Annotated in this window: 17 protein-coding genes; 10 read left to right on the top strand and 7 right to left on the bottom strand. The window is 64.8% G+C overall.

The genetic code is table 11. The annotated features are described in order from the left end of the window. Nucleotides 1-11 precede the first annotated feature (11 nt). The 5 genes from ACT9T4_RS17140 to ACT9T4_RS17120 all read left to right on the top strand — a co-directional run bounded on the left by ACT9T4_RS17140 (nucleotide 12) and on the right by ACT9T4_RS17120 (nucleotide 5,387). Nucleotides 12-809 carry a gamma-carboxygeranoyl-CoA hydratase gene (locus ACT9T4_RS17140; RefSeq protein WP_179537729.1) on the top strand — a complete coding sequence of 266 codons (798 nt, stop codon included), beginning with the start codon at nucleotides 12-14 and terminating at the stop codon, nucleotides 807-809. Continuing rightward, nucleotides 806-2,713 carry an acetyl-CoA carboxylase biotin carboxylase subunit gene (locus tag ACT9T4_RS17135; protein ID WP_499118102.1) on the top strand — a complete coding sequence of 636 codons (1,908 nt, stop codon included), beginning with the start codon at nucleotides 806-808 and terminating at the stop codon, nucleotides 2,711-2,713. The genes ACT9T4_RS17140 and ACT9T4_RS17135 overlap by 4 nt, the downstream gene beginning before the upstream one ends. Continuing rightward, the gene (locus ACT9T4_RS17130) at nucleotides 2,710-3,612 is read left to right on the top strand and encodes a hydroxymethylglutaryl-CoA lyase (RefSeq protein WP_499118100.1); all 903 of its coding nucleotides are present in this window, start codon (nucleotides 2,710-2,712) and stop codon (nucleotides 3,610-3,612) included. The genes ACT9T4_RS17135 and ACT9T4_RS17130 overlap by 4 nt, the downstream gene beginning before the upstream one ends. Nucleotides 3,613-3,872: 260 nt before the next feature. Then, nucleotides 3,873-4,610 carry a BamJ family beta-barrel-assembly machinery protein gene (bamJ, locus tag ACT9T4_RS17125; protein ID WP_179537732.1) on the top strand — a complete coding sequence of 246 codons (738 nt, stop codon included), beginning with the start codon at nucleotides 3,873-3,875 and terminating at the stop codon, nucleotides 4,608-4,610. A 345-nt stretch (nucleotides 4,611-4,955) separates the two neighbouring features. Further along, nucleotides 4,956-5,387: a YkvA family protein gene (locus tag ACT9T4_RS17120; RefSeq protein ID WP_042552698.1), complete on the top strand. Its 432-nt coding sequence runs from the start codon at nucleotides 4,956-4,958 to the stop codon at nucleotides 5,385-5,387. Between the two features lie 43 nt (nucleotides 5,388-5,430). Here the strand turns inward: ACT9T4_RS17120 and bdcA are convergent, their stop codons facing one another. Continuing rightward, entirely contained in the window at nucleotides 5,431-6,144 is a 714-nt protein-coding gene (gene bdcA, locus ACT9T4_RS17115; RefSeq protein WP_499118097.1) for an SDR family oxidoreductase, read from the bottom strand. Between the two features lie 33 nt (nucleotides 6,145-6,177). Further along, nucleotides 6,178-7,380, bottom strand: a complete 1,203-nt coding sequence (locus tag ACT9T4_RS17110; protein WP_499118095.1) for an MFS transporter — start codon at nucleotides 7,378-7,380, stop codon at nucleotides 6,178-6,180. A gap of 109 nt (nucleotides 7,381-7,489) precedes the next feature. On the opposite strand from ACT9T4_RS17110, the gene ACT9T4_RS17105 reads away from it, so the two are divergent. After that, the gene (locus tag ACT9T4_RS17105; protein WP_499118093.1) at nucleotides 7,490-8,095 is read left to right on the top strand and encodes a TetR/AcrR family transcriptional regulator; all 606 of its coding nucleotides are present in this window, start codon (nucleotides 7,490-7,492) and stop codon (nucleotides 8,093-8,095) included. 47 nt (nucleotides 8,096-8,142) lie between these two features. On the opposite strand, the gene ACT9T4_RS17100 is transcribed toward ACT9T4_RS17105, so the two are convergent. Both ACT9T4_RS17100 and ACT9T4_RS17095 read right to left on the bottom strand, forming a co-directional pair. Next, nucleotides 8,143-8,436, bottom strand: a complete 294-nt coding sequence (locus ACT9T4_RS17100; protein ID WP_179537737.1) for a hypothetical protein — start codon at nucleotides 8,434-8,436, stop codon at nucleotides 8,143-8,145. Nucleotides 8,437-8,519: 83 nt separating this feature from the next. After that, nucleotides 8,520-9,701: an acetyl-CoA C-acetyltransferase gene (locus ACT9T4_RS17095; RefSeq protein ID WP_499118091.1), complete on the bottom strand. Its 1,182-nt coding sequence runs from the start codon at nucleotides 9,699-9,701 to the stop codon at nucleotides 8,520-8,522. Between the two features lie 184 nt (nucleotides 9,702-9,885). Here ACT9T4_RS17095 and ACT9T4_RS17090 point away from each other — a divergent pair, with 184 nt between their 5' ends. The 3 genes from ACT9T4_RS17090 to ACT9T4_RS17080 all read left to right on the top strand — a co-directional run bounded on the left by ACT9T4_RS17090 (nucleotide 9,886) and on the right by ACT9T4_RS17080 (nucleotide 12,370). Continuing rightward, nucleotides 9,886-10,167: a DUF2218 domain-containing protein gene (locus tag ACT9T4_RS17090; protein ID WP_499118089.1), complete on the top strand. Its 282-nt coding sequence runs from the start codon at nucleotides 9,886-9,888 to the stop codon at nucleotides 10,165-10,167. 70 nt (nucleotides 10,168-10,237) lie between these two features. Then, the gene (locus ACT9T4_RS17085; protein ID WP_179537740.1) at nucleotides 10,238-11,158 is read left to right on the top strand and encodes a lipid A biosynthesis lauroyl acyltransferase; all 921 of its coding nucleotides are present in this window, start codon (nucleotides 10,238-10,240) and stop codon (nucleotides 11,156-11,158) included. Between the two features lie 24 nt (nucleotides 11,159-11,182). Beyond that, a complete protein-coding gene (locus tag ACT9T4_RS17080; RefSeq protein WP_499118087.1) occupies nucleotides 11,183-12,370 on the top strand; it encodes a patatin-like phospholipase family protein in 1,188 nt (395 codons plus the stop codon). Between the two features lie 125 nt (nucleotides 12,371-12,495). Here ACT9T4_RS17080 and zapE read toward each other — a convergent pair whose 3' ends face one another. Genes zapE through ACT9T4_RS17065 form a run of 3 tightly spaced genes read right to left on the bottom strand, consistent with a single transcriptional unit; the run spans nucleotide 12,496 to nucleotide 14,188 of the window. Further along, the gene (gene zapE, locus ACT9T4_RS17075) at nucleotides 12,496-13,617 is read right to left on the bottom strand and encodes a cell division protein ZapE (protein WP_042552707.1); all 1,122 of its coding nucleotides are present in this window, start codon (nucleotides 13,615-13,617) and stop codon (nucleotides 12,496-12,498) included. 2 nt (nucleotides 13,618-13,619) lie between these two features. Further along, the gene (locus ACT9T4_RS17070) at nucleotides 13,620-13,817 is read right to left on the bottom strand and encodes a helix-turn-helix transcriptional regulator (RefSeq protein ID WP_042552708.1); all 198 of its coding nucleotides are present in this window, start codon (nucleotides 13,815-13,817) and stop codon (nucleotides 13,620-13,622) included. Further along, nucleotides 13,814-14,188: a hypothetical protein gene (locus tag ACT9T4_RS17065; protein WP_499118084.1), complete on the bottom strand. Its 375-nt coding sequence runs from the start codon at nucleotides 14,186-14,188 to the stop codon at nucleotides 13,814-13,816. Before ACT9T4_RS17065 ends, ACT9T4_RS17070 begins: the two co-directional genes overlap by 4 nt. Nucleotides 14,189-14,293: 105 nt before the next feature. Between ACT9T4_RS17065 and ACT9T4_RS17060 the strand changes: the two genes are divergently transcribed. After that, nucleotides 14,294-14,836, top strand: coding sequence for a GNAT family N-acetyltransferase (locus ACT9T4_RS17060; RefSeq protein WP_499118082.1), 543 nt, complete (start codon nucleotides 14,294-14,296; stop codon nucleotides 14,834-14,836). Nucleotides 14,837-15,045 lie beyond the last annotated feature (209 nt).

Here is a 15,045-nt window from a genome sequence, read left to right as displayed (position 1 = left end):
AGGACATACCGATGACCGATTTCAGCACCCTCCAATTGCACACCGACCCGCGCGGGGTCGCCACCCTGTGGCTGAACCGCCCGGACAAGCACAACGCCTTCAACGCCGAGATGATCGAGGAGCTGATCCAGGCATTGCGCCAGGTCGCGGCTGACGACAGCCTGCGGTTTCTCGTCCTGCGCGGCCAGGGGCGGCACTTCTGCGCCGGTGCCGATCTGGCCTGGATGCAGGCTTCGGCGCAGCTCGACTACGCCAGCAACCTGCGCGACGCCCACCAACTCGGCGAGTTGATGAGCCTGCTCTACCACTTGCCGTGCCCGACATTGGCAGTGGTGCAGGGCGCCGCGTTCGGCGGTGCGGTCGGGCTGACGGCCTGCTGCGACATCGCCATCGGTGCCAGCGAGGCATCGTTCAGCCTGTCCGAGGTGCGCATCGGCCTGGTTCCCGCGGTGATCAGCCCCTACGTGGTACAGGCCATCGGCGAGCGCGCCACCCGACGCTACGCGCTCAGTGCCGAGCGCTTCAGTGGTGAGCGAGCGCGGGAACTGGGGCTGCTCGCCGAGTGCTATCCCGCGGCCGAGCTGGAGGGCGAGGTCGAGCAGTGGATTGCCAATCTGCTGCTCAACAGCCCGCAGGCCATGCGCGAGAGCAAGGCGTTGCTGCACGGCGTCGGTAGCGGTGTACTCAGCGACGCCCTGCGCCAGCGTACCGAAAGCGTGATCGCCGGTATTCGCGTCAGCGAAGAAGGGCAGGAAGGCCTCGCTGCCTTTCTGCAGAAACGTCCCTCCGCCTGGCAGGCACAGCCATGAAAACCATCGATACCCTTCTGATCGCCAACCGCGGCGAGATCGCCTGCCGGGTGATGCGCACCGCCAAGGCCCTCGGACTGACCACGGTGGCTGTCCACAGCACCATCGACCGCAGTGCCCGGCACGTGCGCGAGGCGGATATCGCCATCGATCTCGGCGGCGCCAAACCAGGCGACAGCTACCTGCTGATGGACAGGATCATCGAGGCTGCGCAGGCCAGCGGCGCCCAGGCCATTCATCCCGGTTATGGATTCCTCTCCGAAAACGCCACCTTTGCCCGCAAACTCGAGGCGGCCGGGCTGATCTTTCTCGGTCCTCCCGCCAGTGCCATCGATGCCATGGGCAGCAAGTCCGCGGCCAAGGCGCTGATGGAGGCGGCCGGCGTGCCGCTGGTACCGGGTTACCACGGCGAGGCTCAGGATCTGCAAACCTTCCGCAGCGCAGCCGCAGGGATCGGTTATCCGGTGCTGCTCAAGGCGACTGCCGGTGGTGGTGGCAAGGGCATGAAGGTGGTCGAGAGCGAAAGCCAACTGGCTGAAGCCCTGGCGTCGGCGCAGCGTGAAGCGCAGTCGGCGTTCGGCGACGGGCGCATGCTGGTGGAGAAATACCTGTTGCAGCCGCGCCACGTGGAGATCCAGGTCTTCGCCGATCAGCACGGCAACTGCCTGTACCTCAACGAGCGTGACTGTTCGATCCAGCGCCGTCATCAGAAAGTGGTCGAAGAAGCCCCGGCGCCGGGCCTGTCGCCGGAGCTGCGGCGTGCGATGGGAGAGTCCGCGGTGCGCGCTGCCCAGGCCATCGGCTATGTCGGCGCCGGAACCGTGGAGTTTCTCCTCGATGCCCGGGGCGAGTTCTTCTTCATGGAGATGAATACCCGTCTGCAGGTCGAGCACCCGGTGACCGAGGCGATCACCAATCTCGACCTGGTGGCCTGGCAGGTTCGCGTGGCGCGCGGTGAGCCGCTGCCGATTCGTCAGGATCAGGTGCCCCTCGTCGGTCATGCCATCGAAGTGCGTCTGTACGCCGAAGATCCTGAAGGCGGCTTCCTGCCCGCCAGTGGCCACCTCGACCTGTACCGCGAGCCGGCAGCCGGGCCGGGACGTCGGGTCGACAGCGGGGTGGAGCAGGGCGATGACGTGTCGCCGTTCTATGATCCGATGCTGGCCAAGCTGATCGCCTGGGGCGAGAACCGTGAGGAGGCCCGTCAGCGCCTTCTGGCCATGCTGGGAGAGACCGTGGTCGGCGGTTTCAAGACCAATCTGGCGTTCCTGCAGCGAATTCTGGCCAACCCGGCGTTCGCTGCCGCACAGCTGGACACCGGCTTCATCGACCGTCACCAGGCGCAGCTGCTGCCACCGGTCACGGAGCTGCCGGAGGCGTTCTGGCTGCAGGCTGGCGCGGCATTCCTAGCCACCGATGGCGAGCAGCAGCGGCAGGACGATCCGTACTCGCCCTGGGCGTCACGCAGTGCCTGGCGGAGTGGTTTGCCCGCTGAGGTGAGTATGGCGCTGGTGTGCGGCGACGCCAGCCACAGCCTGGTGCTTCAGACGCGCCCCGCCAGCGCGGTACGCCAGTCACAGGTCGTGCGCCAGGGCGACACCCTTTATCTGCGCTGGGGCGTGGAGTGGCTGGCCGTGCGCCGCTTCGACCCGATTGCCGCTGCCGAAGCGGGCAACGTTCATCAGGGTGGGCTCACCGCGCCCATGAACGGTAGCATCGTACGTGTCCTGGTCGAGCCGGGGCAGCAGGTGGAGGCCGGTGCCGCGCTGGTGGTGCTGGAGGCCATGAAGATGGAACACAGCATCCGGGCGCCGCAGGCGGGCACGGTCAAGGCGATCCACTGCGCCGAGGGCGAGCTGATCGGCGAAGGCGGGGTGCTGGTCGAATTGGAGACGCAGCCATGAGCCTGCCCCGTTACGTGCGCCTGGTGGAAGTCGGCCCACGGGACGGTCTGCAGAACGAGAAGCAGCCGATCAGCGTGACCGACAAGGTGCGTCTGGTGAATGACCTGAGTGCCGCCGGGCTGGCCTACATAGAAGTCGGCAGTTTCGTATCGCCCAAATGGGTGCCGCAGATGGCCGGCAGCACCGAGGTGTTTGCTGGTATCGAGCGGCACCCCGGTGTCACTTACGCGGCGTTGACTCCCAATCTGAAAGGGCTGCAGGCGGCAATCGATGCCGGTGTGAAGGAAGTCGCCGTGTTCGCAGCCGCGTCGGAATCCTTCTCGCAGCGCAACATCAACTGCTCCATCGCCGACAGCCTGTTGCGCTTTCAGCCGGTGCTGGAGATGGCCCAGCAGCGCGGTATCCGCGTGCGCGGCTACGTCTCCTGCGTGCTGGGCTGTCCCTATGATGGCGCTGTCTCGCCCCATCAGGTCGCCGCCGTCTGCCGGGAGCTGCATGCCATGGGCTGCCATGAAATCTCCCTGGGCGACACCATCGGCGTCGGTACCGCTGGCGGCGTGCGGCAACTGATCGAGGTGGTAGGCCGTGACGTGCCACGGGAGCAACTGGCCGGGCACTACCACGATACCTACGGCCAGGCGCTGGCCAATATCTACGCCAGCCTGCTGGAGGGCGTCGCGGTGTTCGACAGTTCGGTCGCCGGGCTGGGCGGCTGCCCTTACGCCAGGGGCGCGACCGGTAACGTCGCCAGTGAGGACGTGCTCTACCTGTTGCAGGGGTTGGGCATCGAAACCGGCGTCGATCTGGCGCGTTTGATCGACGCCGGGTCGCATATCAGCAAGGTGCTGGGACGCGAGTCGGCTTCACGGGTGGCGAGAGCGCGGGCAGCGCTTCGGTGATGCCCGCTCACCCGGTCACCACTGAACTTCTTCGTGCAAAAAAACTCATACCGGCTAGTCAGTTACGCGGCTGCCTTGGCAAATCGGCGCGGCGAACTGAGCGATCCGGTCAGCTTTCTGCTTCATCTCGCCATTTCCCGCAGAGCATGCGTGATCTGCCTGGACAATTCACAGCAACGCGGCTTGCGTTGACACACCCACACCCCCTAAGCTCGCGCCTTCACTCGATTGCCCTAGGGCGCAGCGGACAAGGAATCAGCATGAAACAGCATCGTTTGGCAGCAGCGATCGCCCTGGTGGGCCTGGTGCTCGCCGGTTGTGATTCGCAAACCAGCGAAGTGAAACTGGAAACCCCGGCTCAGAAGGCTTCCTACGGTATCGGCCTGAACATGGGCAAAAGCCTGGCTCAGGAAGGCATGGACGATCTGGATCCGAATGCTGTCGCTCAAGGTATCGAGGACGCCATCGGCAAGAAAGAGCAGCGCCTGAAAGACGAAGAGCTGATCGAAGCCTTCTCTTCGCTGCAAAAGCGTGCCGAAGAGCGCATGACCAAAGCCAACGAAGAAGCGGCCCAGGCCGGCAAGAAGTTCCTGGAAGAGAACGGCAAGCGTGACGGCGTCACCACTACCGCCTCGGGTCTGCAGTATGAAGTGGTCAAGAAGGCCGACGGCCCTCAGCCCAAGGCTGATGACGTGGTCACCGTTCACTACGAAGGCAAGCTCACCGACGGCACCGTATTCGACAGCTCCGTCGAGCGTGGCACCCCGATCGACCTGCCGGTTGGCGGCGTGATCCCGGGTTGGGTCGAAGGCCTGCAACTGATGCACGTTGGCGAGAAGTACAAGCTGTACATCCCCGCCGAACTCGCTTACGGCGCCCAGAGCCCGAGCCCGGCCATTCCGGCCAACTCGGTACTGGTGTTCGATCTGGAACTGATCGCGATCAAGGATCAGGCCGCTCAGGAACAAGCAGCACCTGAGGCCGCTCCGGCTCAGTAAGCGCTGTTCGTTTCGAAACAACGCCCCGTTCTACGGGGCGTTGTCGTTTCTGGAGCTTTTGCCTAGCCGCAAAGCGCTCTGAATGCAACCACCGCGTTACGGTTATGCACACTGCGACAAAGGTTCTTATTTACTTGGTCAGGTTTTTTACGAAATCTTTTGATTTTTTTAACTAATTGATTTAGCAGGATTTTATCCGCTGGATAAAAAATGTCCGATCTGTGGCAAGGCCGCATGGCAAGGGCGTTTGGTAAGCTAATCCCATAACTGTTCACAAGGTTATCCACAGCTATGGTGGATAACCACAGACAGCCCAGCGAACACGCGGGCTGACGAGGAGTGGTCATGAAAGCACCGTGGAATTTTGCCCGTTACCTGCCCATCGCGCAGCGTTTCCTGAAGCGCGGTCGCTTGCCGGCATTGCTGCTGGCAGTGACACGCAAGAGCAGCGGTGGCGGCCGCAGCCTGTCCTCGCTGAGGGGCGATCTGAGCCTGCTGCAGGAACTGTGCGTGGCCTGGTGGCGGGGCAGCTATCGGGCGATCAACCCGCAGGCGCTGCTCGCCATCGTGGCCGGCCTGCTGTACTTCGTGTCGCCGCTGGACGCCATCCCGGACTTCATTCCCGGCCTGGGCCTGGTGGACGATCTGGCCGTGCTCGCCTGGGTCATGAAAACCTGGGGCGGCGAACTGGACGCCTTTCGTACCTGGCGCGATGCCCAGGACCGCGAAACCCGCGATGCCATCGCCAAGCTGCCGGTGGCCGAGCGGGTGACCTGAGCGAGCAGTCACCCGAACAGGCACCGAATGGCGCCAGTGACCGTCAGGCCGAGAAACCACCGTCGATGGTCAGCGCCGTTCCGGTCACCAGCCGGGCTTCGGCACCCGCCAGCCAGGCCACCATGCTGGCGATCTCATCGCTGCGGGCGTGCCGCTTGATCGCCATGAAACTGTGCATCAGCTCGTTCAGCGGGCCGTCGGCCGGGTTCATCTCGGTATCGGTCGGGCCTGGTTGCACGACGTTGACGGTGATGCCACGCGCGCCGAAATCCCTTGCCAGTCCCTTGACCATGCCACTCAATGCCGCCTTGCTGGCGCCATAGGCGGCCATGCCCGGCATCGCTGCGCGGTCGGCGATGTTCGAGCCGATCAGGATGATCCGGCCGCCGGCTGGCATCTGCCGCGCCGCACTGACCGCTGCATGGTAGGGCGCGTTGATATTGATGGTGAAGAGCTGGTCGATGCTATCGGCATCCAGCCCCAGCGGGTCACCCGCGACGAACACGCCGGCATTGACCACCAGCACGTCGATGGCGCCGAGGCTGTCGATCAGGGTAGTCAGGGCGGCACGATCAGCGCTGTCAACTTGCACGGCGCGGCTACTCGTTTCTTCTGCCAACTGCCGTGCCGGTGCCGCCGAGTTGGCGTAAGTGAAGGTTACCTGCGCGCCATCGCTGGCGAAGCGGCGCACGATGGCGGCACCGATACCGCGGCTGCCGCCGAGGACCAGAACGGATTTGCGATCTGAATGGGACATGATGGTTATCTCCTGATTGGCGAAGGTGGGTGATCAGTGTCCGGCGACGACCACGTCGCTGCGTCGTTGCCCGGACGGGAAACCGTGGCGGCTGGCCGCCGAGGCGATCCACAGGGCGATCAGCAGCAGGGCCAGCATCACCCAAGGGAAGGCGCCGACGCCGAACTGGCCGAGCAGCACGCCGCCGGTCAGCCCCGCACCGGCGATGGCGCTGTTCCAGATCACCACGTTCATCGACATCGCCACGTCGGCGCCAGGGCCGGCGGCGTCGGCCAGAGCCGTTTGCAGCAGGGTGGCCGCACCCCCGAAGGTCAGCCCCCAGACGAACACACCGACGTACAGCACGGCGACCGAATCGGCGTGCAGGCCGAACAGCAGGGCGACCAGGGCGAAGGTGGCAAGGCTGGTGAGCACTGCCTGGCGCAGATGGCGGTCGACCAGGCGACCGGTAATCCAGATGCCCGCCAGGGCGGCGACGCCAAAGGTCAGCAGGACGACATCGATCTGATTGCCCAGCCCGGCAGGGGCGACGAAGGGGGCGATGTAGGTGTAGAGCATGTTGTGGGCGAGCATCCAGGTCAGCACCACGGCGAGAACGGGGCGTACGCCTGGCGTCAGCAGCACCGAACGCAAGGCAATGCGCTGGGTTCGCGATTGCCCGGGGTAGTCCGGCACCTTGGCGAGCACCCAGACGATCAGCCCGACGCTGAGCAGGGACATCAGCCCGAAGGCGGTGCGCCAACCCACCATACCGCCGAGCCAGGTGCCGATCGGCACGCCCAGGGAAAGGGCGATTGGGGTGCCCACCATGGCCAGCGCCAGGGCTCGGCCCTGCTGATGCGGAGCGACCATGCGCCGGGCGTAACCGGCGATCAGGCTCCATGCCAGACCCGCCGCCATACCGGCGAAGAAGCGGGCGGCCAGCGTCAGGACATAGTTCGACGACCAGGCGGTGATCGAGTTGAACAGCAGAAAACCGACTATCGACAGCAGCAGGACGTTGCGCCGCCGCCAGCCCTGGGTGGCGATGGTCAGCGGGATCGCGGCCAGCAGCGAGCCCAGGGCATAGAGCGTGACCAGTTGCCCTGCCAGTGCGGGGGAAACGTCGAGCCCGGCGCTGATTTCCGGGAGCAGGCCAGCCGGCAGGGTTTCGGTGAGGATGCAGATGAAGCCCGTCATCGCCAGTGCCAGTAGCGCTGAAACGGGAAGTGAATCGGTTTTCGCGGAGTCGGTCATGGGTGCGTCTCATATATGTATCGATTGGTACAAATGTAAGGCGACGCAGAGCCATGGTCAACGACTTTTGTATCGACTAGTATTTATGTCATCAGGAGGGAGGACGGACATGGCACAGATGGGGCGCCCACGCACATTCGACCGCGATGCGGCAATCGTCCAGGCGATGCACCTGTTCTGGGAGCATGGCTATCAGGCTACATCCCTGAGCCAGCTCAAGGCCGGGATCGGTGGTGGAATCTCAGCACCCAGTTTCTATGCAGCCTTCGGTTCCAAGGAGGCGTTGTTCGATGAGGTCGTGGAGCACTACATGAGCACTCACGGTCGGGTGACCGAGAGCCTCTTCGATGGCGGCCTTGCGCCGCGCGACGCCGTCGAGCTGACGCTGCGCCGCTCGGCCAGCATGCAATGCGAGACGGGGCATCCGCGAGGCTGCATGGTGGCCCTCGGGGTGATCGGCGTCTGCACCCCGGAGCAGGGGACCACGGTGCTGAGCGAAGTCCGCGATCGCACGCGCAAGGGAATACGTGCCTGTATCGAGCGGGCAATCAGCGAAGGTGAGCTGGCGGCCGATACCGACGTACAGGCACTGACGTCGGCGTTCGACAGCTTCCTGCTGGGGCTGTCCACCCTGGCCCGCGACGGCATCGAGCACGCGGCGCTGGATGCCGCAGTCGGGCAGATCATGAAACTGTGGGACGGCTGCCGCCGCTAGCTGCAGGCCTCGCCGCGTCCTGCGACAGCGGCCATCAACCTGAGCCGCTACTCGATGGTGCGGTCTATGCGGGCGATCTCTCGGGCCGACAGCGCTCGCCAGTCATCCTCTGCAATGCCGTGATCCTCCAGGGCGGAATGCATCGCTTCCTCCAGCGACAGCCAGAGGTGATCACCTTCGAACTGGCCGCTGGCGTAGTCGGTGTAGCGGATTTCCAGGTACACCACGTCGTCATCCTCGCAGAGCAGGGCGAAGAGCACGATGGCCGTGACTTCCGGGCGCTGCGGGCAGGTTTTGCGGCATTCGGCGAACAGATAGTGGAGGGTTGGGAGATCGTTCATGGGGAGCTTCGTTGGGATGGAGCCTGATCGTATCGCGAACTGGCCCCGAAATGGCAGGCCCGGCAGTAGACCGGCCTCGCCGTTCAATCCCGCTCGAGCAGCAGCGCCACGCCCTGACCGCCGCCGATGCACAGGGTGGCCAGGCCTTTCCTGGCGTCACGCTTGAGCATCTCGTGCAGCAGGGTGACCAGCACGCGGCAACCGGAGGCGCCGATCGGGTGGCCGAGGGCGATGGCACCGCCGTTGACGTTGACCTTTGCAGCATCCCAGCCCAACTCCTGGCCGACCGACAGGGCCTGGGCGGCGAAGGCTTCGTTGGCTTCGATCAGGTCGAGCTGATCGAGAGACCAGCCGGCCTTGTCCAGGCTGCGGCGGGTGGCCGATACCGGGCCGATGCCCATGATCGCCGGGTCGACGCCGGCGTTGGCGTACGCCTTTATTCGCGCCAGCACCGGTAGCCCCAGACTCTGCGCTTTGCTCGCGCTCATCAGCAGCACCGCAGCTGCGCCGTCGTTGAGGCTCGAGGCATTGCCGGCGGTGACGCTGCCGTCTTTCTTGAAGGCCAGTTTCAGCTTGGCCAGGGTTTCTGCCGTGGTGCCCGCGCGGGGTTGTTCGTCGGTGGTGAAGGCGATGGGCTCGCCCTTGCGCTGGGGAATCAGGATCGGCGTGATCTCGTCGGCGAAACGCCCGGACGCGATGGCTGCCACGGCTTTCTGCTGGGAGGCTGCCGCGAAGGCATCCTGGGCCTCACGGCTGATGGCGTAGCTGTCCACCAGGTTCTCGGCGGTGATGCCCATGTGGTAATCGTTGAAGGCATCCCAGAGGCCATCGCTGATCATGCTGTCGATCAGTTGGCCATGGCCCATGCGCAGCCCGGTGCGTGCCTTGGGCAGCACGTAGGGCGCCAGGCTCATGTTTTCCATGCCGCCGGCAATGATCACCTCGGCATCGCCACAGCGAATCGCCTGGGCACCGAGATGCAGCGCCTTGAGGCCGGAGCCGCAGACCTTGTTGAGAGTCAGGGCCGGTACGGCATGGGGCAGGCCGGCAGTGATAGCCGCCTGGCGGGCGGTGTTCTGCCCGGCGCCAGCGGTGAGCACGTGGCCGAGGATCACCTCATCGACCTGATTGCCATCCAGACCGGTCTGCTCGAGCAGGCGACGGATCACCGCCGCGCCCAGTTCGGTGGCCGGAACATCCGCCAGCGCCCCCTGGAAACTGCCAATGGCGGTACGAGTGGCGGCGACGATGACGACATCTTGCATGGGGTTCTCCTGGCCGTGACGGGGCGGGTATTGTTATTGGCTGGGTACGATCCTGACGCCGGGTCGACCGGCATGCAAGTCCAGGCTTTTCGATCGTATGGATCAACAATGCCGCATGCCGAGCAGCGAGGCGGCATGCTAGATTTCCCGCCTCGCCAACAGCCTATCGATCAGGAGCCCTGCCATGCCCGAATCCCGTGCGACGGTTACCACCGAACATGCCGTGCGCTGCGTGACCCGTTTGTGTCGGCACTGGAGCCACAAGTTTCAGGTGAGCGTCGACGAAACCCGTGGCGAGATCTTCTTCGACCCGGCGCGTTGCACCCTGACGGTGGTGGAGGGCGGCCTGGACGTGCTCATCGAGGCACCGGACGCGGCCACGCTGGAGCAGCTGGAGCCCGTGGTGGCCGATCACATGCAGCGCATGGTCGCCGGAGAAACACTGCAGATCAGCTGGCGGCGTTGAATGGCAGTGGGGCACCATCGCCGAGCGAGCTGTTAGACTAAGCGGCTTTGAACGCTGTCCAGGATCGTCAATGGATCGTCCAGTATTTCGTCGCTCCTTCCTTCACCCACGCTTCTGGCCGTTGTGGCTGGGGCTTGGGCTGTTATGGCTGATCGTGCAATTGCCCTATGGCGCCTTGCTGCGTCTGGGCCGTGGCCTGGGCTGGTTGATGTACCGGGTGGCCGGTTCCCGGCGGCGTATCGCCACGCGTAACCTGCAACTGTGCTTTCCACAGATGTCCGCCGCCGAGCGCGAGCGACTGCTGAAGGAAAATTTCGCCTCCACCGGTATCGCCTTTTTCGAGATGGCCATGAGCTGGTGGTGGCCGCGGGAGAAGCTCGCGCGGCTGGCGCACATCGAAGGCATCGAACACCTGCAGCAGGCCCAGGCCCAAGGGCAGGGCGTGATCCTCATGGCGATACATTTCACCACCCTGGAGATCGGCGCAGCCTTGCTGGGCCAGGTGCATACCATCGACGGCATGTACCGTGAGCATCGCAATCCGCTGTTCGACTTCGTGCAGCGACGCGGGCGTGAGCGTCACAACCTGGATGCCACCGCCATCGAGCGTGAAGACGTGCGCGCCATGATCAAGGTGCTGCGTGGCGGCCGGGCGATCTGGTATGCGCCGGATCAGGACTACGGCCCCAAGCAGAGCCTGTTCGCGCCGCTGTTCGGCGTGCAGGCCGCGACGGTCACCGCGACCACCAAGTTCGCCCGCCTGGGACGCGCCATCGTGCTGCCGTTCACTCAGCAGCGCCTGCCCGATGGCCAGGGCTATCGCCTGACCATTCACCCGCCGCTCGCCGACTTTCCCGGCGAGACCGAGTTGGCCGATTGCCTGCGCGTCAACGCCTGGGTCGAGGAGGCCATCGCCACCTGTCCTGCGCAGTATCTGTGGGCGCACCGCCGTTTCAAGACCCGTCCACCAGGCGAGCCCAAGCTCTACTGACAACCTCGAATTGGAATCGACCCGATGACGCAGGATGCCCGCAGCGAACCGTCCACCACTGGCCTCATCCTTTCCGGCGGTGGCGCCCGCGCGGCCTATCAGGTCGGCGTGCTGTCGGCGATCGCCGATCTGCTGCCCGATTCATCGGGCAACCCGTTTCCGGTGATCGTCGGTACATCGGCCGGCGCCATCAATGCCGTCAGCCTGGCCTGCGGAGCCCTGCATTTTCGCGAAGCGGTGCGTCGACTGAGCACCGTATGGCGCAGCTTCCACACCGATCAGGTATACCGTAGCGACTGGCCCGGCGTACTGCGCCAGGCCAGCCGTTTCGTCGGCCACAGCATGCTCGGCCTGGGCAAGCAGGTGCCGGTGGCGCTGCTCGACAGTTCGCCGCTGGCCGGTTTGCTCGAACGCGAGCTGGATTTTTCGGGGATCGCGGCCGCGATACGTCATCGGCAATTGCGTGCGGTGGCCGTCACCGCCTTCGGTTACGAGTCGGCCCAGGCGGTGACCTTCTATCAGGGGCGGGCGGCTATCGATCCCTGGTTCCGCCATCGTCGTGTCGGCGTACCGACCCGTCTGGCGCTGCCCCATCTGCTGGCCAGTACCGCCATTCCGCTGATCTTCGAGCCCGTGAAGATCAACCGCGAGTATTTCGGTGATGGCGCCGTGCGGCAGATGGCGCCGATCAGCCCGGCGCTGCACCTTGGCGCCACCCGGGTGCTGGTGGTGGGGGTGAGCGGCAATCCGGTAGGCGATCAGAACAGCGCCAGCGCCGCGGCTCCACGGCCGGCCGGCAGCATGCCGAGCCTGGCGCAGATCGCCGGGCACATGCTCAACAGCACCTTCATCGATAACGTCGAGAGCGACATCGAGCTGCTGGCACGCCTCAATCAGCTGGGCCGGCTGGTGCCTGCCGAGCAGCGCAGCCGCACCTATGGCCTGACGCCGGTCGAGGTGCTGGTGATCTCCCCCAGTCAGCCCCTGGACGTGATCGCCGCCCGCCATCGCCGCGAAATGCCTGCCGCGTTGCGCCTGTTCCTGCGCGGCCCCGGCGCGACCCGCGATGGCGGTGGTGGGGTGCTGAGCTACCTGCTGTTCGAACCCGGCTACTGCAGCGAACTGATCGAGCTGGGCTACCAGGACGCCATGGCCAAGAAGGCCGAGCTGTGTACTTTCCTCGGCATCGAGCCAACGGCCGCGCAGGGATAGGGCACGGAGCACCCTGGCCCGAACTCCCATGCTGGAGCCTGGGAGCTAGCGACCGGGTGGGGTAAGGCGGATCGCCGCCCGGCCCAGCCTGCAACCTACCAAGTCAGTATCTGGCGCACCCGCGGTCACCCGAAGCGCTGCATCTGCATTTCCTGCAGCCGGCTCAGGGTGCGGCGGAACGCGAAGGACAGATAGCCTTCGGTGTACAGCGCTTCAAGCGCCACTTCGGCTTCCAGATACAGCGGCACGCGGCGGTCGTAGCACTCGTCCACCAGGGCGATGAAGCGCCGCACGGCGTTGTCGTGGATCGACAGGGCGGGCAGATGACGGTCACCGGCCACCACCCGCTCGGCGGCATCTTCGGTGCCGCGGGCGATCTTCGAGGGGCGTTGCTGCGCACTGAGGGCCGGCACGTCTCCGAGCAGGATGGCCGTGAAACGGTCGCACAGCAGGATGAAATCCTGGGCGCAGAGAGGCTCCACGCAAAGTTGATCGAAGCTGCAATGCAGCACCTTGTCGCTGTGACGTTGTACGCCAATCAATCGGTGGTTGAGGGCCAACGCTTCGTGGCTGGCGGTTTCGCCGCCACTCAGCGAATCGAACAGCGCGGGCAGGGCGCTGGGCTGGCCCGGCTCGCGAACCCAGTAGCGCTGGCAGTGCTGGCCTGGGTGCTGACGATGATCCTGATTGCCATCCACGGCGACCACCTGCATGTGTCGCTGCAGCGCGGCTATCGCCGGGAGAAAGCGCTCGCGATTGTGGCCACCGGCGTACAACTGATCCGGTGGCTGGTTGGACGTGGCAACCAGTACCACGCCTTCATCGAACAGCGAGCCGAACAGGCGACCGAGCAGGATCGCGTCGCCGATGTCGCTGACGAACAGCTCATCGAAGCACAGCACACGAATCTCCGTACCCAGCTCGCGAGCCAGCATCGCGAGGGGCTCGGCGGTGCCCGTCAATTCGAACAGGCGCCGGTGCACCCAGCGCATGAAATGGTGGAAGTGCTGACGCCGAGCTGGAACCTGCAGCGAGTGGTAGAAACTGTCCATCAGCCAGGTCTTGCCACGCCCCACCGGGCCCCACAGATAAACCCCTGGTGGCGTTCGCGCTGGTGCTGCATGCAGGGCTTCATGGCAGGCCTGGAGCAGGTGCGCGGCCTGCAACTGGGCAGCGTCGGCAGCGAAGCCCTGGTGCTCGACGGCATGCAGATAACGCTGCAGGGGCGAGTGTTCCGCTGTCGGCATGCTCACTCCTCGGGTGCCTGGAACAGGTCTTCGATGCGTGACTCGAACAGCCGGGCGATCTTGAAGGCGAGGGGCAGGCTGGGGTCGTAGCGGCCGGTCTCGATGGCGTTGATGGTCTGCCGCGAGACGCCCAGTTGCGCGCCGAGGTCAGCCTGTGACCAGCCCCGCTCGGTGCGCCGTTCACGTACATGGTTGATCACCGGTAGCGTCTCCAGGCGATCACCGAACCCAGTGCCCACAGGCAGGCCAGTACTGGCCACACGAAGAACATCGACAGGCGCGGGAAGCCGGCAGTCTCCAGAAAGCCGTAGCTGAAGGTGATCAGGGCTGTACCCACGAAGGCCATGGCCAACGCTTCCAGATGGATGGCGCGGGCCAGTTCATCGAGCTGACGAACCTGGCGAATCACCGTGATGGCGACGGCGATCAGCGGGGCAATGGGAATCAGCGCGCACAGGGTACGCAGCGCGCCGTGCGCAACCGTGCCGAGCAACAGGCTGCTGATGATCACCGCGATTACATAGGCAACCATCGCCAGGGCGAAGTGGACGAGAAAACGGTTCTGGCTCATAACGCATCCCTTCTATGGAAAGTTTGCTTTACATTAGAGAGAGACCTTTCGTTAGTCAAGTTGGCTTTACATTGCTCTGGTTACGCGGAGGCGCTCTGGAGTAGCATGGGCGACGATTTTCAGGATGACCCGGGCATGCAGCCGCGCAAGATCCGCATGGACGACCTCGACGCCTTTCATGAGCTGTTCGGCCAGGTGGCAGCGGAAGGGCTGTACTCGACTCGCCCCCAGGCACCGCCCAAAGCCGTCATCGCCCGTGCGCTGGAGCGGGCGGACGACAACGGTTGGGCGGTCTATGTGATCGAGCATGCAGGACGCATCGTCGCTACCGCCGAAGCCTACCCGGACAGCTACTGCCGGCCCGAGGGCGATGCGACCGTAGGCATCCTTGGCATGCAGGTGCATGCCAGCTGGCGACGCCAGGGATTGGGCCGGCGCTTGCTGGAAAAGGTCATCGAGCATTGCCGCGAGCAGGGCATGCGCTGCATCGAATTGAACGTGTTCAAGTCCAATCGGGCAGCCCTGGCCCTTTATCGGCTATACGGCTTCGTCTGGGTCGACGACTTGCCGGTCTGCCAGCTACCGGCCGGGCACCGCGATCAGCCGCAAAGAATGCGCCTTGTACTGAAGGAGCCTTTGCTGGGCTGAAGCTCCGAACCGCATGCCTGGAACGTCCAGCCACCGTCGGGTTGAATGGTTTTGGTGGGCTAAAGCCCACCCTACGGTTCATGCCCCCGAGTAGGGTGGGCTTCAGCCCACCAGCGGTCACCATTCTACGGCTCATGCCTCTGGGGAGTAGGGTGGGCTTCAGCCCACCAGCGGTAACCATTCTACGGTTCATGCCTCTGGGGGTAGGG

Source organism: Pseudomonas sp. SZ40 (assembly GCF_052958135.1).
The sequence above is the reverse complement of the archived record's forward strand: the minus strand, read 5'-3'. Positions and strand labels throughout refer to the sequence as shown.

What these genes read in the sequence shown, in the direction of transcription:
- ACT9T4_RS17140 (WP_179537729.1), top strand. Translation starts at nt 12, where the DNA reads ATGACCGATTTCAGCACCCTCCAATTGCACACCGACCCGCGCGGGGTC.
- ACT9T4_RS17135 (WP_499118102.1), top strand. Translation starts at nt 806, where the DNA reads ATGAAAACCATCGATACCCTTCTGATCGCCAACCGCGGCGAGATCGCC.
- ACT9T4_RS17130 (WP_499118100.1), top strand. Translation starts at nt 2,710, where the DNA reads ATGAGCCTGCCCCGTTACGTGCGCCTGGTGGAAGTCGGCCCACGGGAC.
- bamJ (WP_179537732.1), top strand. Translation starts at nt 3,873, where the DNA reads ATGAAACAGCATCGTTTGGCAGCAGCGATCGCCCTGGTGGGCCTGGTG.
- ACT9T4_RS17120 (WP_042552698.1), top strand. Translation starts at nt 4,956, where the DNA reads ATGAAAGCACCGTGGAATTTTGCCCGTTACCTGCCCATCGCGCAGCGT.
- bdcA (WP_499118097.1), bottom strand. Translation starts at nt 6,144, where the DNA reads ATGTCCCATTCAGATCGCAAATCCGTTCTGGTCCTCGGCGGCAGCCGC.
- ACT9T4_RS17110 (WP_499118095.1), bottom strand. Translation starts at nt 7,380, where the DNA reads ATGACCGACTCCGCGAAAACCGATTCACTTCCCGTTTCAGCGCTACTG.
- ACT9T4_RS17105 (WP_499118093.1), top strand. Translation starts at nt 7,490, where the DNA reads ATGGCACAGATGGGGCGCCCACGCACATTCGACCGCGATGCGGCAATC.
- ACT9T4_RS17100 (WP_179537737.1), bottom strand. Translation starts at nt 8,436, where the DNA reads ATGAACGATCTCCCAACCCTCCACTATCTGTTCGCCGAATGCCGCAAA.
- ACT9T4_RS17095 (WP_499118091.1), bottom strand. Translation starts at nt 9,701, where the DNA reads ATGCAAGATGTCGTCATCGTCGCCGCCACTCGTACCGCCATTGGCAGT.
- ACT9T4_RS17090 (WP_499118089.1), top strand. Translation starts at nt 9,886, where the DNA reads ATGCCCGAATCCCGTGCGACGGTTACCACCGAACATGCCGTGCGCTGC.
- ACT9T4_RS17085 (WP_179537740.1), top strand. Translation starts at nt 10,238, where the DNA reads ATGGATCGTCCAGTATTTCGTCGCTCCTTCCTTCACCCACGCTTCTGG.
- ACT9T4_RS17080 (WP_499118087.1), top strand. Translation starts at nt 11,183, where the DNA reads ATGACGCAGGATGCCCGCAGCGAACCGTCCACCACTGGCCTCATCCTT.
- zapE (WP_042552707.1), bottom strand. Translation starts at nt 13,617, where the DNA reads ATGCCGACAGCGGAACACTCGCCCCTGCAGCGTTATCTGCATGCCGTC.
- ACT9T4_RS17065 (WP_499118084.1), bottom strand. Translation starts at nt 14,188, where the DNA reads ATGAGCCAGAACCGTTTTCTCGTCCACTTCGCCCTGGCGATGGTTGCC.
- ACT9T4_RS17060 (WP_499118082.1), top strand. Translation starts at nt 14,294, where the DNA reads ATGGGCGACGATTTTCAGGATGACCCGGGCATGCAGCCGCGCAAGATC.